Source organism: Silanimonas sp. (genome assembly GCF_027530345.1).
Classification (GTDB): domain Bacteria; phylum Pseudomonadota; class Gammaproteobacteria; order Xanthomonadales; family Xanthomonadaceae; genus Silanimonas.
The window spans coordinates 30,185-45,816 of record NZ_JAPZQK010000014.1; the positions used below are offsets into that span (position 1 = coordinate 30,185).

12 protein-coding genes are annotated in these 15,632 nt (G+C 69.8%); 6 read left to right on the forward strand and 6 right to left on the reverse strand.

Annotated elements, in window-relative coordinates; translation table 11 throughout:
* Positions 1 to 39 precede the first annotated feature (39 nt).
* A complete protein-coding gene (locus tag O9255_RS08615; RefSeq protein WP_297866446.1) occupies positions 40 to 948 on the forward strand; it encodes an SAM-dependent methyltransferase in 909 nt (302 codons plus the stop codon).
* Between the two features lie 31 nt (positions 949 to 979).
* Here the strand turns inward: O9255_RS08615 and O9255_RS08620 are convergent, their stop codons facing one another.
* Positions 980 to 4,015 carry a hypothetical protein gene (locus O9255_RS08620; protein ID WP_297866447.1) on the reverse strand — a complete coding sequence of 1,012 codons (3,036 nt, stop codon included), beginning with the start codon at positions 4,013 to 4,015 and terminating at the stop codon, positions 980 to 982.
* A gap of 149 nt (positions 4,016 to 4,164) precedes the next feature.
* Here O9255_RS08620 and O9255_RS08625 point away from each other — a divergent pair, with 149 nt between their 5' ends.
* Positions 4,165 to 6,096, forward strand: a complete 1,932-nt coding sequence (locus tag O9255_RS08625; protein WP_297866448.1) for a TonB-dependent receptor — start codon at positions 4,165 to 4,167, stop codon at positions 6,094 to 6,096.
* Positions 6,097 to 6,111: 15 nt separating this feature from the next.
* Here O9255_RS08625 and O9255_RS08630 read toward each other — a convergent pair whose 3' ends face one another.
* Complete coding sequence (locus O9255_RS08630; protein WP_297866449.1) at positions 6,112 to 6,885, reverse strand: sulfite exporter TauE/SafE family protein; 774 nt, start codon at positions 6,883 to 6,885, stop codon at positions 6,112 to 6,114.
* A gap of 148 nt (positions 6,886 to 7,033) precedes the next feature.
* Between O9255_RS08630 and O9255_RS08635 the strand changes: the two genes are divergently transcribed.
* From O9255_RS08635 to O9255_RS08645, 3 genes are read left to right on the forward strand one after another with little or no spacing between them, the layout of a single operon-like run.
* Positions 7,034 to 7,774, forward strand: coding sequence for a hypothetical protein (locus O9255_RS08635; protein WP_297866450.1), 741 nt, complete (start codon positions 7,034 to 7,036; stop codon positions 7,772 to 7,774).
* Positions 7,775 to 7,788: 14 nt separating this feature from the next.
* A complete protein-coding gene (locus O9255_RS08640; RefSeq protein ID WP_297866451.1) occupies positions 7,789 to 10,995 on the forward strand; it encodes a hypothetical protein in 3,207 nt (1,068 codons plus the stop codon).
* 51 nt (positions 10,996 to 11,046) lie between these two features.
* The gene (locus O9255_RS08645; RefSeq protein ID WP_297866452.1) at positions 11,047 to 11,727 is read left to right on the forward strand and encodes an SOS response-associated peptidase; all 681 of its coding nucleotides are present in this window, start codon (positions 11,047 to 11,049) and stop codon (positions 11,725 to 11,727) included.
* 18 nt (positions 11,728 to 11,745) lie between these two features.
* Here the strand turns inward: O9255_RS08645 and O9255_RS08650 are convergent, their stop codons facing one another.
* The 3 genes from O9255_RS08650 to O9255_RS08660 all read right to left on the reverse strand — a co-directional run bounded on the left by O9255_RS08650 (position 11,746) and on the right by O9255_RS08660 (position 14,202).
* The gene (locus O9255_RS08650) at positions 11,746 to 12,306 is read right to left on the reverse strand and encodes a hypothetical protein (protein ID WP_297866453.1); all 561 of its coding nucleotides are present in this window, start codon (positions 12,304 to 12,306) and stop codon (positions 11,746 to 11,748) included.
* 61 nt (positions 12,307 to 12,367) lie between these two features.
* Positions 12,368 to 13,291: a M14 family metallocarboxypeptidase gene (locus O9255_RS08655; protein ID WP_297866454.1), complete on the reverse strand. Its 924-nt coding sequence runs from the start codon at positions 13,289 to 13,291 to the stop codon at positions 12,368 to 12,370.
* 53 nt (positions 13,292 to 13,344) lie between these two features.
* Positions 13,345 to 14,202, reverse strand: a complete 858-nt coding sequence (locus O9255_RS08660) for a PA4780 family RIO1-like protein kinase (RefSeq protein WP_297866455.1) — start codon at positions 14,200 to 14,202, stop codon at positions 13,345 to 13,347.
* Positions 14,203 to 14,296: 94 nt separating this feature from the next.
* Here O9255_RS08660 and O9255_RS08665 point away from each other — a divergent pair, with 94 nt between their 5' ends.
* Positions 14,297 to 15,034, forward strand: coding sequence for an rRNA pseudouridine synthase (locus O9255_RS08665; protein ID WP_297866456.1), 738 nt, complete (start codon positions 14,297 to 14,299; stop codon positions 15,032 to 15,034).
* Between the two features lie 18 nt (positions 15,035 to 15,052).
* Here O9255_RS08665 and O9255_RS08670 read toward each other — a convergent pair whose 3' ends face one another.
* Positions 15,053 to 15,610 carry a DUF3228 family protein gene (locus O9255_RS08670; RefSeq protein WP_297866457.1) on the reverse strand — a complete coding sequence of 186 codons (558 nt, stop codon included), beginning with the start codon at positions 15,608 to 15,610 and terminating at the stop codon, positions 15,053 to 15,055.
* Between the last annotated feature and the right edge of the window lie 22 nt (positions 15,611 to 15,632).

The window sequence follows — 15,632 nt, forward strand, 5'->3', positions numbered from 1 at the left end:
CCACCGGCCTCGCCCCGCGCCAGCGGACGCCCGCCCCGGATGAGCCGCCTGCTCTCGCCCCTGCTCACGCGCGACGCCATCGTCTCGCTGCAGGCCGCCCACGCCCGCGGTGACGCGGCATGGCGCGGTTCGCTCGATGCCGGCCGCACCGAGGGCGACGTCGCGCTTGGCGCCGACGGCTTCGAATGGGGCGGCGCGCGCTGGCCGTGGCCGGCACCCGATGACGCATTCAAGGACCGCAACTTCTACGCGGCGCTGCCCACCGGCAGCGGCAGCGCCGACTGGCATCCCGTACAGCGTTTCGGTCGCGCGCTGATCAAGCTCATCCCGACCGAATGGGGCCCGCCCACGTTCGAGATCGACGGCATCAAGATGCTGCCGACGGCGCAGGTGTCGCCGTGGGAGGACGCGGCCACCAAGGTCGCGCTCGTGCAGCCGCGCGGCAAGCGCCTGCTCGATTGCTGCGGCGGCCTCGGCTACTACGCGGCGCACGCGCTGGCGAACGGCGCGGCCCACGTGCAGAGCTTCGAGAAGAATCCCGACGTGGTCTGGCTGCGGCGATTGAACCCGTGGTCGCCTGACGTCGACGACGCCGCGAACGCCGGCCGTTTCACGCTCACCGAGGGTGACGTGTCGCTGGCGATCACCACCCTGCCCGACGCGCACTTCGACGCGGCGCTGCACGACCCGCCGCGCTTCGGCATCGCCGGTGAGCTGTACTCGCAGGCCTTCTACGACCAACTGGCACGCGTGCTGAAACCCGGTGCGCCGCTCTTCCACTACACCGGCACGCCGAACGCCAAGACCAGCGGCCGTGACGTGCCGGGCGAGGTCATCAAGCGGCTGGAGAAAGCCGGCTTCCGCGCGGAGCGGAAGCTCGACGGCGTGTTCGCGACGAAAGGCCGGGGCGCAACCCCGGCCCGCTCCGGCCACCGCCCGCGACGCTGATCACGCGGCGGGCGGCTCGGTCTCGGGGCGCTTACTTCCCCGGCATCGCGAACGGCCGGCCACGTGCGCCGGCACGCGGATGCGGCCGCTCGTCGTTCTGGAGGCGCCCACCCTCATCGTCACCGCGAAGCTTGAAGGGCGGCGTCCAGCGCGGCGTTGGGGCCTTGGGCGCCTCGATCTCAACCGTGCGGCGGTGGGTCGCGTCGCCGTAGGCCACTTCCAGCGTGTAGCGGCCCGGCACCGGGTAGAGGCGATGTCCGAGCCGGACGGATTCGGCATACGGCACGTTCTGGCGCAGCCCACGCTGGTCGGCGGCGAGGGCCTCGACGGCCTGTTTCTCCGCGTCGAGGGTCAGCGCCTGATCCAGCTGCAGGTCCCAGGCGAAGCTGTTCAGGCCGTCGATCGCCGGGCGCTCGAACTGCGCCAGCGGACGGTCCTTGGCATCGAGCAGGCGGAAGCGCACCGTGCCGCCCTGCTTCGCCCAGAAGGTGCCGCGCAGCTCGGGCAGGTGTTCCGGCCGGTCGAACCACGGATCGGCGCGGCGACGCCAGTCGCGCGAGGCCTGCAGGCCGTCGAGGTGGAACAGATGCACCGCCGAGGCCCGCACCGTGGCGTCGAGCTGCTGCACCGGCAGTACGTCGACCACCCAAGCGCTGCGGCCGTGGGTACCGGCGATGAGCTCGCGGTCGCGCGGATGCACGAACAGGTCGTGCACCGGCACGTTCGGCAAGCCGCCGTCGAGGGCCTGCCAGGCTTGCCCGCGATCGAGGCTCACGTAGACGCCGCGGTCGGTGCCGACGTAGAGCACGTCCGGGTTGACCGTGTCCTCGCGGATCACGTTCACTGGCTCCGACGGCAAGCCTGCCGCGATCGACGTCCAGCTCTTGCCGAAGTCGTCGCTGCGGTACAGGTACACGCGGTCGTCGTCCTGCCGGTAGCCATTGAGGGCGAGATACAGCCGGTCTTCGGCATGGCGCGACAGTTCGACGCGGCTCACCCAGCGGTCCGCGGGAAGCCGGGCATCGACCTGCTGCCAGCGCGCGCCGCCGTCGCGGGTGACGTGCACGTGCCCGTCGTCGGTGCCAACGCCGATGCGGCCGAAGTGCAGCGGTGATTCGGAAACGCTGGTGATCGTCGCGAACGGCACGTTGCCGCGCTGCGTGGAGCGGGTGAGATCAGGACTGATCGCGGTCCAGCTGCGGCCGCGATCGAACGAGCGGTAGAGGCGGTTCGCCGCCATGTAGACCGTGTGCGCGTCGTGCGGCGAGAGGATGACCGGCGTGCTCCAGTTGTAGCGCAGCACCGGGTCGGCCAGCGGCGCGCGCGGACGCACGTCGTGGCGACGGCCCTCGCGATCGATGCGCGTGTAGTAGCCGAACTGGTAGCCGGTGTAGGTGTCGCCGGATTCGTCGTCCACCGCCACCCACATGCCGTCGCCGCCATTGAGGAAGGACCAGTCCTCGCCGAGTTCCCAGCGCGTGCGGCTGCTGCCCTTCCACGTGCCGTTGTCCTGCAGGCCGCCGTAGACGTTGTAGGGCTCGGCCATGTCGGCATAGATCGTGTAGAACTGGCCGACCGGCTGCGCGTCGAGCTTGCGCCAGGTCACGCCGCGGTCGTGGCTCACGTCCAGGCCGCCGTCGTTGCCGAGCAGCAGGCGCTGGGGATGGTTCGGGTCGATCCAAAGCGAGTGGTGGTCGACATGCACGCTGGGGTGGTTGGTGTAGCCCTCCCAGGTCTTGCCGCCATCTGCAGAGACGATCAGTGGCACGCCCATCGTGTAGACGCGCTCGGCGTCACTCGGATCGACGGCCACTTCGGCGAAGTAGTAGCCGTAGGAATAGGTGACCTCGCGGATCGGCGTGTCGTGCGTGCGACGCCACGTCGCGCCGCCGTCGTCGGTTCGCCACACGGTGTGGCCCCAGGTCGGGTTGTCGAACAGCGCGGCGTTGCCGTCCTCGAGACGGCTGATGAGCATCGGCAGCGTGATCGATCCGTCGCGCACGCCGTCGAGGAGGGTCTTGGCATCGAGCTCCACCGGCAGGTCAGCGCCGCGGATGAAGCCCTCGATCTCCGCGGGGTCCTGGGCGAGGAAGTCCTCGCGGCTCATCGTCTTCAGGCGCTGCGGCGAGAGCGGCCGATCACCGAGGTCCTGCAGCGCCTCGGGCAGGGGCGCCCAATGGTCGATCGTCGCGTACACCGTGTCGGGCTGGCTGCGCGCCACCGCGAGGCCGATGCGCCCCACCGTCTCGCCCTGCGGCAGGCCACCGTCGAGCCGGCGCCAGGTGCGGCCGCCGTCGGTCGATTTGTGGATGCCCGAACCGTCGCCTGCTTCGGTGAACTGCCATGGCGCGCGCTGGCGGTCCCAGAGCGCCGCGTACAGCACGTCGGGGCGGCTCGGATCGATCACGAGGTCGCTGGCCCCCGTCCAGTCATTCGACGGCACGAGCACGTGGGTCCACGTCTCGCCGCCGTCTTCGGTGAGGAACACGCCGCGCTGGCCACCGGGCGAATACAGCTTGCCCGCAGCCGCGACGAGCACACGACGCCCATCGCGGGGGTCGACGACGATCGACGCGATGCGATCGGTGCCGGCCAGCCCCTTGGGCGCGAAGGTCTTGCCGCCGTCGCGGCTGACGAACATGCCGTGACCGCCATAATTCGAGCGCGCCGCGCTCGGTTCGCCGCTGCCGACCCACAGCGTCTCGGGTGCGGACGGATCGACGGCAATCGCGCCGACGACGGTGTTCGGCAGGTGGTCGGTGAGCGGCTCGAACGAACCGCCGTCATTGGTGGTCTTCCACACACCGCCCGTCGCATAGGCGACGTAGTAGGTGTAGGGCTGGCCCGGAACGGAAGCGAAGTCCATCACGCGGCCGCCCTGCTCGGTGGGGCCGATGCTGCGCCAACCGAGGCCGCGGAACGGCGACGCCGCTTCCATGCGCTGGTGCTGCTGCCACGCCGCATCGCGTTGCTCCGGTGTGCTCGGCGCACCCGGCGTCGGCCGGGCCGCCACGGTCGAAGCGAGGCCGAGCGCCAACAGGGCGCCGATCCATGTCGCGTTTCTCATGCAAGGTCTCCGAAGTGTGGCGGTCGAGGCGCCGAGGGATGCGCCGCCAGTGTGTGCCATGCACCGCGCGCCGGGTAGGTGCCGGCACCCGGCTCGGCTATCCTCGCCGCGCCCCGAAGGCCGACGACGTCGGCCATGGAGACCGGTACGTGGTCCACGCTGTACAACGCCGTGCGCTGGTCGCTGCGATGCTCGCCGCCCTGCTCGCCGCCCCGCAGGCCCAAGCCCAGGCCGAATCCGAAGACGAGGACGCCTCGCTTCCCCCGCCGCCCGTCGAATCGCCAGCGACACGGCTCGGCCCGGTCGAGGTGACGGCACGAGGGACCGCGGCCGATTGGCCGAGCGCGCTGGCCACCGACACCCTCGACTACCGCGAGGCCGTCGCCGCGCCCGTCGACGTGCAGGACTGGGTGCTCCGCACGCCCGGCGTGGCCGCCACCGGACAGAACGGTTTGTTCGAAACGTTTTCGATCCGCGGCAACGGCGGCAACGCCATCCTGACCTTGGTGGCCGGCATGCCGATCACCGCGCAGCGCCGCGCCGGCGTGCCGCTGTCCTTCGTCGACCCGCTGCTGCTTGGCGACGTCTCGGTGACGCGCGGCCCGGCGGTCACGCATTACGGGCCCGGCGCGCTGGGCGGGGCCGTCTCCGTCGAACCGCGCTGGTTCGATGGCCCGACGCTGGCCGCTCGCCTCGCCAGCCGCGACGAGCACTTGCTGATGGCCGCCACCGGCAGCGACGCCTTCTCGCTGGCCGTGGCGCGCCACGAGGCCGCGAATTCCGAAGCCCCCGACGGCACGCCATTGAACACGGCCTACCGGCGCGATTCGGCCGTGCTGCAGGCGCGCACGCGCGTCGGCGACATCGATGTGGATGCCTTGCTGATGCCCTCGCGCACCACCGACATCGGCAAGTCGAACAGCCGTTTCCCCGCGCGCAGCACCACCTACCCGATCGACCGCCACAGCATCGGCCGGCTGCGTCTGCGCCACGCCAACGGCCTCGAACTCGGCCTGCGCGGGCACACCCAGCGCCTCGACACGCTCAACCAGCGCCCGGGCTCGCCCGACACCTTCGCTTCGATCGAAAGCACCGACCTTGGCGCGACGCTACAGCGCCGCTTCCAGGCCGGCGCACTGGATTACAACCTCGGGCTCGAGTACCTCGGCCGCCGCGACGTCGATGGCTTCGACGCCCGCGGCACGCTCGCCAACCGCACGTACAGCCTGAAGGACGCGCGCGAAGCCAACCTCTCGGTGTTCGCGATCGCCGACTGGGCGCTGGCCGCGACGCTCGACCTCGAACTGGGCGCGCGTGGCACACGCGTCACGCAGCGCCAGCGCGGCGCCGAGGCCGACGATGCCGATGCCGCGTTCACCGCCGGCGCGGTCTGGCGGCCGACCGCGGGCACGCGCTGGACGCTCAACCTGTCCTCCGGCTACCGCTTCCCCACGCTGGAGGAGCGCTACTTCAGCGGCGTGACCGCGCAGGGCGACATCGCCGGCAATCCGGACCTCAGCTCGGAGCACTCGCTGGGCATCGACCTTGGATTCGGCTGGAACACGGGCCCGTGGTCCGGCTCGACGCACGCGTGGCGGATGGGCGTCGACGATCTCATCCAGCTCGCCCGCCTGCAGGGCGACCTCAACGGCTACGTGAACATCGGCGAGGCGCGGCTCTACGGCGCGGAGACCGAGGTCGACCTCCGCCTCGACGAACGATGGTCGCTGCGCGCCAGCGGGGCGTGGACGCGGGGCGAGGATCGGCGCACCGGGCAGCCGCTGTACGGCATCGGCCCGCCGGACCTCGCGTTCGAGGCCCGCCATGAGGGCCAGCGCCATACCTTCGCCGTGCGCTACGCGCACCGTTCGCGGATGCAGCGGCCCGGCTTCGAGGAAGTGGCGCGCGGCGCCGTCGACACCCTGGACCTCGATGCGGGTTTCCGGCTGCGCGACGACCTCGAGCTGCGCGTGTTCGTGCGCAATGCGCTCGACCAGCGCTACTTCGCCACCGCCGACGTGCTTTCCGCCCTGGCGCCGGAACGTTCGATCGGCCTGCAGCTGCTCTGGCAAGGGCGCTAGGGCCCCAGCGAGGCCTCACAGCAGGCCGCTGACGAGCCCCAGCCCGACGACGAACAGCAGCGCACAGACGAGACGCTGCACGCCGACCAGCGTGACCTTGTGCATCAAGCGGGTGCCGACGAAGGCCCCGACGAAGGCCGCCACCGAAGCACTCGCGGCCAGCCCCCAGTTGATCGCGGCGGCCTGTTCGGCCATGGCTGTGGCGTAAACGCCGAGGCGGCTCAGGTCGACGGCCAGAGCCACCATCACACCGGTGCCGAGGTAAGCCTCCTTGCTCAAGCCCGCCTTGACGAGGAACAGGCTGCGCAGCGCGCCCTGATGGCCGGAGAGGCCGCCGAAGAAGCCGCTCAGCAAGCCGCCCAGCGGCAGGAAGCGCTTGGGCACGCTCGCCTTTGCGAAGCGCGGCGACATCTCCAGCAACGCGAACACGAGGATCAGGCTGCCGATGGCCAGCTTCACCGGATGCACGGCCTGTTCGGCATCGAACAACCGGTAGCTGAAGAGCGGCGGCAAGTCGGCGAGCGCCGTGAGTACCCAAGCCCCCACCAAAGCGGCGAGCAGCGACGGCAGGCCAAAGGCCAGCAGCACCGTGCGGTCCGCGTGCCTTCCGAGCATCGCCGCCTTGAACACGTTGTTGGCGAGGTGCACGACGGCCGTGAGGGCGATCGCCACCTCCAGCGGGAAGAACAGCGCCACCACGGGCATCAGCAGGGTGCCGAGCCCGAATCCCGAGAACAGCGTGAGCATCGAAGCCAGCAGTGCGCAGGCCGAGACGATGATCCATTCCACGGCCTTCCCCTCTCGCTGTTCCGCCGTCCCGGTGCCCCGCGGCGCGACGTGACTTCCGGCCTATGGGCCCACCCCCAACGGCGCCTAGACTGCCATAGGTGAAGAGCAAGTCAATTGCGGCCACCGCGCCGCGTCCTGGGGAGGACACATGGTGAAGATCCTGAATGCGCTGGCCGCAGGCCTGTGCCTGGCGGCGGCATCCACCGCTTCGGCCATGAGCGCCGAAGAGCTCATCGCGAAGAACATCGAGGCCCGCGGCGGACTCGAGAAGATCCAGGCGATCGACGCCGTCCGCGCCAGCGGCCGGATGGTCTTCGCGGACGGCGATTTCTCCATCGAGCTGTCCTACCTCAACCTCGTGCGCGCCGGGGCCGGCTGCCGCACCGAGATCTCGCTGCAGGGCCTGACCGCCATCACGGCCTACGGCGGCGGCACGGGCTGGAACGTCTCGCCCTTCCAGGGCCGCCGCGATCCAGAACGCATGTCCGCCGACGACGCCAAGTCGCTCGAGTACTGCGCCGACCTCGACGGCCCGCTGGTGGACTGGCAGGCCAAGGGCCACAAAGTCGAGTACCAGGGCACCGAGGACGTGGACGGCACCGAGGCGCACAAGCTCAAGGTGACGCTGAAGAACGGCGACGTGCAGACGATGTACTTCGACCCGGACTACTTCCTCGAAATCCGCTCGCTCATGCAGACGACGGTCCGCGGTGTGAAGCAGGAGCAGGAGACCGACGTCGGCAACTACGAGCGGATCAATGGCGTGTACCTGCCGTTCTCGATCGAGTCCGGCCCCAAGGGCGGTCCGAAATCGCAGAAGGTCGAGATCGAGAAGATCGAAGCCGGCGTCGAGATCGACCCCGCCCAGTTCGCCTTCCCCACCCGCTGACCGAGGACACGATCATGAAGACCCATTCCCTGGTCGCGGCCATCGTCCTCGCCGCCAGCGGCACCGCCCTGGCCGCCGACGCCCCCGCCGTGCGCTTCGACAGCGCCACCATTTCCGGCCTCGGCGCCCGCAACATCGGCTCAGCCACCATGAGCGGCCGTATCTCCGCCATCGCGGCACATACCGACGCCGGCAAGGTGACCATCTACGCCGGCGCCGCCTCGGGCGGCATCTGGAAATCCGAAGACAGCGGCACGACCTACGAGCCTATCTTCGACAAGCAGCCCGTGCAGTCGATCGGCGCGCTTGCGCTCGATCCGAATGATCCGGAGACCCTGTGGGTGGGCACCGGCGAAAGCTGGACGCGCAACTCGGTGTCGATTGGCAACGGCGTCTACCGCACGCGTGACGGCGGCAGCACCTGGGAGTACCTGGGCCTGCCGAACAGCGAGCGCATCACCAAGATCCTCGTGCATCCCAAGGACGGCAACACCGTCTACGTCTGTGCGCCCGGCAAGCTCTGGAGCGATTCCGCGGACCGCGGCCTCTACCGCACGCGCGACGGCGGCGCGACCTGGCAGCAGGTGCTGAAGGGCCCGAACCTTTCCACGGGCTGCTCCGGCGTCACGATGGACCCGAGCAACCCCGACGTGATGTTCGCAGGCACCTGGGATTTCCGTCGCCAGGGCTGGACCTTCCGCTCCGGCGGCGAGGGCCCGACGGCCAACTCGGGCAGCGGCCTTTACCGCTCCACCGACGGCGGCAGCACGTGGCGCGAACTGGCCGCGGGCAGCAACGGCCTGCCGGCCAAGCCCTACGGCCGCATCGAGGTCGAGATCGCGCCTTCCGATCCGAAGCGCGTCTATGCCTTCATCGAGGGCGTGGATTCGGCGCTGTACGCCTCGGAGGACGGCGGCGTCACGTGGGAGCAGCGCGACAAGAGCCAGATGATGGTCTGGCGCCCGTTCTACTTCGCCAACCTCATCGTCGATCCCACCAATGCCGACCGCGTCTTCAAGACCAACCTGCGGCTGATCGTCAGCACCGACGGCGGCAAGAGCTTCGCCGACACCGCCGGTGCCACCCACGCCGACTCGCACGACGTCTGGGTGAACCCGACCAACCCGCAGCACATCGTCATGGGTGACGACGGCGGCATGTGGTACAGCTACGACGGCGGCTCGCGCTGGTGGAAGGCGGACAACCTGCCGATCTCGCAGTTCTACCGCGTCGCGGTCGACCAGCAGGACCCCTACCAGGTGTATGGCGGCCTTCAGGACAACAGCTCGTGGATCGGTGATTCGAGCTACCCGGGCGGCGTCACCAACGACCGCTGGAACAACATCTACGGCGGCGACGGTTTCTGGGTGCTGCCCGACAACGCCGACCCGCGCTACGTCTACGCCGAGTACCAGGGCGGCAACATCACCGTCTTCGACCGCGAGACGCGCCTGGCCCGCGACATCCAGCCGAAAGCCAACGCCGGCGAGAAGCTGCGCTTCAACTGGAACTCGCCGATGCACCTCTCGGCGACCAACAAGGGCACGCTCTACCTCGGCGCGCAGTTCCTGTTCCGCACCCGCGACCGCGGCCAGAGCTGGCAGCGCATTTCGCCGGACCTGACCACCAACGACCCGAAGAAGCAGCAGCAGGAGCTGTCGGGCGGCATCACCGTCGACAACTCGTCGGCCGAGATGCACACCACGATCTTCTCGATCAGCGAATCGCCGCGCGACGCGAACACCATCTGGGTGGGCACCGACGACGGCAACGTCCAGGTCACCCGCGACGACGGCAAGACCTGGACCAACGTCACGCGCAACCTGCGAGGCCTGCCGGATGGGAACTGGATCTCGTGGGTCGAAGCCAGCCGCCACGACGCCGCCACGGCCTACGTCACCGTCGACCGCCACATGTGGGGCGACATGGACGCGCATGTGTTCGTCACCCGCGACCACGGCCGCACCTGGGCACGCATCGGCGGCGCCGACGACGGCATCCGCGGCTACGCCCACGTGATCAAGGAAGACCCGGTCGACCCGGACCTGCTGTTCCTCGGCACCGAAAAGGGCCTGTGGATCAGCAACGACGGCGGCCAGCGCTGGGCCGAGTTCAAGGGCGGCGATTTCCCGAGCGTGGCGGTGCGCGACATCGCCGTGCAGGACCGCGAGAACGACATCGTGCTGGGCACGCACGGCCGCGGCCTGTGGATCATCGACGACGTCTCTCCGCTGCGCTCGCTGGACGCGACCACACTGGCCAGCCGCGGCGCCTTCCTCGCCTCACGCCCGGTGCAGCAGCGCATGGCCGGCGTGGGCGGTTGGTCCTCGGGCGATGCCGTGTTCACCGGGCCGAGCGCGCCCTCGGGCGCGGTCATCACCTACTACCAGCCGACGCGCCACCTGTTCGGGCCGATCAAGATCGAGATCCTCGACGCGGCGGGCACCGTGGTGGACACCATCCCCGCCAGCAAGCGCCGCGGCATCAACCGCGTGACCTGGTCGATGCGCGTGCCGCCGCCGCGCGTGCCCAAGGGCGCGCAGGCCGCGTTCAACGCCTCGCAGGGCCCGCGCGTGCTGCCGGGCACCTACACGGTGCGCCTCACCAAGGGCGAAGACGTGTACGAAGCGCCCCTGCAGATCGGCCTTGATCGTCGTGCCAGCTATACGGCGGAGGATCGTCGCGTGCAGTTCGACGCGGCCATGCGCGTGCACGGCCTGTTCGGCGACATGAGCGGCCTGATGGACCGCATCGCCGGCACCGCCGGCATGGCGGGCCAGATCGGCGGCTCGCTGCCGGAAGGTGATGCCCTTCGTACCGACCTCGAGGCCTACGTTGCCGCGGCGGAGGTGATCCGCAAGCGCATCGTCGCCACCACCGAGGGCGGCGCCATCACCGGCGAGATCCGCCTGCGCGAGCACACCGACGAGCTCTACGGCGCCCTGATGGGCTACGAAGGTCGGCCGGGCGACAACCAGCTCGCGCGCATCGACGTGCTGCGCGCCGACTACACCGCGATCGACGCCGACTTCGCCAAGCTGATGGCGGAGCGCCTGCCGGCCCTCAACGAGGCCCTCAAGGCCAAGGGCCTGCCGGCCATCGTCGCGCCGCCCGCCGGGCCGCGAACGGCCGGCGTTCGCAGTGCCGACCTCGGCCAGAACCGCGTGGCGCGCACCGCCCGCAACCTGATCCAGGGCGCGCACCGCTCGCTCGCGCAGTAAGCCACCAGCGCCCGGCAGTCCGCTGCCGGGCGCGATCCCACGCCACCGACCATGTGCGGTCGCTTCACCCAGCTGGCGCCGTGGTCGGAGGTCTGGGCCTTCAGCCAGCCGCTCGTTCTTGCCGTGCCCGACGCGGCCTTGGAGCCGCGCTGGAACATCGCACCGTCCACCGCCGCATGGGTGATCGCCAGCGACGGCCACGGCGGCGCCAAGGCCGGTGCCATGCGCTGGGGGCTGGTGCCGCACTGGGCGCCGGACGCGAAGGGTGGCTTCTCGACGATCAACGCCCGCATCGAAACCGCCGCGGAGAAGCCCGCCTTCCGCGGTCCGTGGCAACGCCGCCGCTGCCTCGTGCCCGCCAACGGCTACTACGAGTGGGTGACGGACGCGCAGGGCCACAAGCAGCCGTTCTACCTGCAGCCCAGCGACGCCCCGCTGCTGATGTTCGCCGGGCTCTGGGACCGCTGGAACGCGGCGGACGGCACGCCGCTGTTGAGCTTCAGCATCGTCACCGAAGCCGCCGAGGGCGAACTCGCCGCCCTGCACCACCGTCGCCCGCTGATGCTGCAAGCCCCGCAGTTCGCTGATTGGCTCACCGCACCATCGCCGGCGCTGGGGCCCCTGCTCGCTTCGGCGCCGCGACCGAGCCTTCGTTGGCACGCGGTGGGGCCGGCGGTGGGGAATCCGCGGAATGACGGACCGTCGCTGGTGGAGCCCGTGGCGTCCAACTGACGCCGCCTTTGTCGGGACTTACTGCGACAGCATGATGCTGCAGGCGACCCCGATGCAGGCCCCCGACGGCACATCGAGGACCAGAGAGTGGCCGAGATCGCCGCGGGGAAAGGGCCTGCCGGAATCGAGCACGAAGATCACCGCATCGGCGCCGGTGAGTCGCCCCGGAACGATGAAGTCCTTTTCGATCACGAACACGTCCATCGCGCCGCCCCAAAGGCGCCCGGGGTCGATGGATTGCCCCGAGGCTCGCGCCGCTGCGACCCAACGTTCGACATCGGCCTGCGATCCCGGCCGCAATTCGCCGCGGCGCAGCGCCTCGATGAGCCCCGCACGGCCTTCGGGAACAACGACCTCGGGCACCACGACGACGGGAGCAGGAACGACGGACGCCGCGGCGGACGGCTCCGCGGCAACGGCCTCCACGACAGGCTCGACAACGGGTGGCGGAGCAGCCTCCACGACCGCCGGTGGCTTGTCGTCGCGCGCGGGGGGGGCTTCGGACGTCCCGGTGAATCGCAGCGATGCGGCAGCGCCCAAGGCCAAAGTCACGATAAGGACCGCGGCGGGGAGCAGCATCGACGACCGCGCGTTCCGTCCCGACTCGACGGTCTTGCCTCTTCGTTCCATCCGCTTCTCCTCAATCCTTGGCGTGCAACGCGTAATCGACCGCGGCCACCACCGCCGCGACCTGCGCCTCCACGCACTGTTCCGGCGTGGCGCGCGGGCTGTCCGGATAGACCTCGGTGGTCGTCGTGTATGACGCATCCGTGAGGCCCGGGCAAAGCCCGAGGGTCCGGAACGGATAGAGGATCACGCCGGGCGAGACCACGTCCGAGCCGATGATCTGGCCCTTGGCATCCGCTGGCGCGATGTGCGTGACCTTCGCGACCGCGTCGATCACGCGGCGCTGGAAATCCAGCTGCGGATTCGGCGTGTCACCGACGAGGTAGAACCCGTCCGGGATCTCGCCGGGGGAGAACGGCTTGCCGTCCCGCGCGGCCAGCGCCGGGCGGAACTCGTTCTCGTCGCTGTCGGTGGTTTCGTGCAGGTCGATGTGCAGGCGGATGCGTCCCTGCAGCGGTGCCACCAGCGCCACCATCGCCGCCGACTCGGCGCAGGGGCTACCACTGCGGAAACTCCGATTGGGGTCGATCGCTTCGGCATTCCAGCGCTGCACGCGCTCGTAGGCCCAGGGGCTGATGCAGGGCGCCACCAGCAGGTTCACGCGACCCGCGTAATCGAGGCCATGACGTTCGAGGAAGGCCAGCGCGCCGTGCACGCCGCTGGTCTCGTAACCGTGCACGCCACCCGTGACCAGCACGGTCGGCAGCGCATCACTCCAATCGCGGCTGCGCACGGCGAACAGTGGGAAGGTCTCGCCTTCGGACACCACCCTCCCGTACTCGGCCACGTCGAACGTGGCACGCAGGGCCTCGATGCGCGGCAGCACGTCGTCGGCATAGCGGCGCTGCACGCGCTGGCGCGAACGCCATGCTGCGCGTTCGGCGTCGCCCCAAGGCTGGCCGGGGGTTCCAATCGGATAAGGCGAGGTGGCGGTCATGGCGGCGTCTTGGCGGAACGGAGGCCAAGGATGATACCGGTGCCTTCCCCGGATCAGTCCTCGGCTTCGGCGGCTTCGCGGCCCTGCTGGCGGATGATCGCTTCCTCGCGGGCGTCGTTGATAGCTTGGCGCACGCTGTCGAGGTCGACTTCGGACTCGTCCGGGGTCCACTCGCCGGTAAGCGGGCTGTCGGGCAACAGCTCGCCCGCCTCGAACAGCGCCCACATCTCCTCGCCGAACCAGGTGTCGAGCAGCTCCGGCGCGAAGCGGCCGAGCGTGGCGGTGAGGTTGTTGACGTCGCGCAGCAGCATGGTGCGCGCGTTGTTGTTGCCAGCGGCGCTGACCACCTGCGGGAAGTCGATCACCACCGGGCCTTCCGGCCCGACCAGCACGTTGTAGGCCGAGAGGTCGCCGTGGATCAGGCCGCAGCACAGCATCCGCACCACCTCGCGCACGAGGGCGGTGTGGTAGGCGCGGGCGGTGTCGGCATCGAGTTCCACCTCGCCGAGGCGCGGCGCGCTGAAGCCTTCCGCATCCGTCACCAGCTCCATGACGAGCACGCCGTGGAAGAAACCGTATGGCTCGGGCACGCGTACGCCGGCATCGCGCAGCTGGTACAGCGCGTCGACCTCGGCGTTCTTCCAGGCCTCCTCCTGCTGCTTGCGGCCGAAGTTGGTGGCCTTGCCCATGGCACGCGCTTCGCGGCTGCCGCGGCTCTTGCGGCCTTCCTGGTACTGCACGCGCTTCTGGAAACTGCGCTGTGCCATGTCCTTGTAGACCTTCGCGCAGCGCACGTCGTCACCACTGCGCACCACATACACGGCTGCTTCCTTGCCGCTCTTCAGCGGTCGCAGCACCTCGTCGATGACGCCGTCATCGATGAGCACCTGCAGGGCTTCGGGGGTTCTCACTCGGCAACAGGCCTCCAACGCGCGGCAGGCCGCGCAAGGCCCCTATTGTCGCCGCTTTGGGCCGGCGCGGGGCGGGGGCCGCTACACTGCCCGCATGAGCGAACCGATCCGTCTGGCACGCCGCGTGGCCGAACTCACCGGCTGCACCCGTGCCGAAGCCGAGGCCTACATCCGTAATGGCTGGGTGAGCGTGGATGGCGCGATGGTGGAAACGCCGCAGTTGCGCATCACCGACGAGGTCGTGGTTCTCGACAGCGAGGCCCGCAAGAAGCCGGTCGAGCCGGCCACCCTGATCTTCCACAAACCGGCTGGCTTCGATGCGTTCAATGGCATCGGCAGCGCGGCCATGGGCATCGCGCCCGACACCCGCTGGGCCGACGATCCGCACGAGCAGCGAGTGTTGCAGCGGCATTTCGAGCGCCTCACGCCGATGGTGCCCCTCGAAACGGAGGCCAGCGGGCTGATCGTGCTCACCCAGGATGGCCGCGTATGGCGCCGCCTCACCGAAGACCTCGCGACGATCGAGCAGGAGCTGCTGGTTGGCGTGGAAGGCCGCCTCGCGCCCTACGGCCTGCACAAGCTGGCGCAGGGGCTCTCGTTCGAAGGCCGCGAGCTGCCGCCCTGCAAGGTGAGCTGGCAGAACGAAACCACGCTGCGCTTCGCCATCAAGGGCGTCGTGCCCGGGCAGCTGCGCGCGATGTGCGCGCAGGTGGGCCTGGACGTCACCGCGATCCGCCGCCAGCGCATCGGCCGCATCGCCATCGGCAAGGGGCCGGAGGGCGCGATGCCGCCCGGCCATTGGCGCTACCTGCCGGTGGGTGAGCGGTTCTGATCCCGGGGTCCTGACGCCCTAACCCCGCCAGTTCGCGTGGCGTTCCCAGAACGCCACGCTCCTCGCATACGCCTCGCGGTCGATGGGCACCCCGCTGCCGCCTTCGTCCACGCCCAGCGCGTTGCGCATCATCGTGATCGGCGCCATCGGGATCTCGGCCGGCTCGCTGGTGTACATACAGCCGACGATGCCCCAGTCGGCGTCGATCGGCGTGCCCTCCTTCGCCATCTGCGCGCGGTCGTAAAGGATCACCACCAGGTAGTCGGCTACCGGCGGCTCCACGCCCTCGAACCAGCGGTTCAGCACCGGCAACTCGGCCTTGGTGCGCGCCTCGTAGGCCGAGCGCAGCAGGTGCCGATTGTCGTCGGAAATCGGCACCACGAGGCAGCGCGTGCTCGTCCAGTTGCGGTGCACGTGCAGCTTGCAGAACGGCGCATAGCCGTCGAGCACGGCCACCGGCGGCACCGTGTTCAGGTGTTCGACGAACTGCTCCGGCGTGATGTCCTGGATGGTGTTGCGGCGCGGCTCGCGCGGGAACAGGCGGGGTTTGGCGAAATCGGTCAAGGCGATGCTCATGCCCGAAAGCATACCGAGCCAT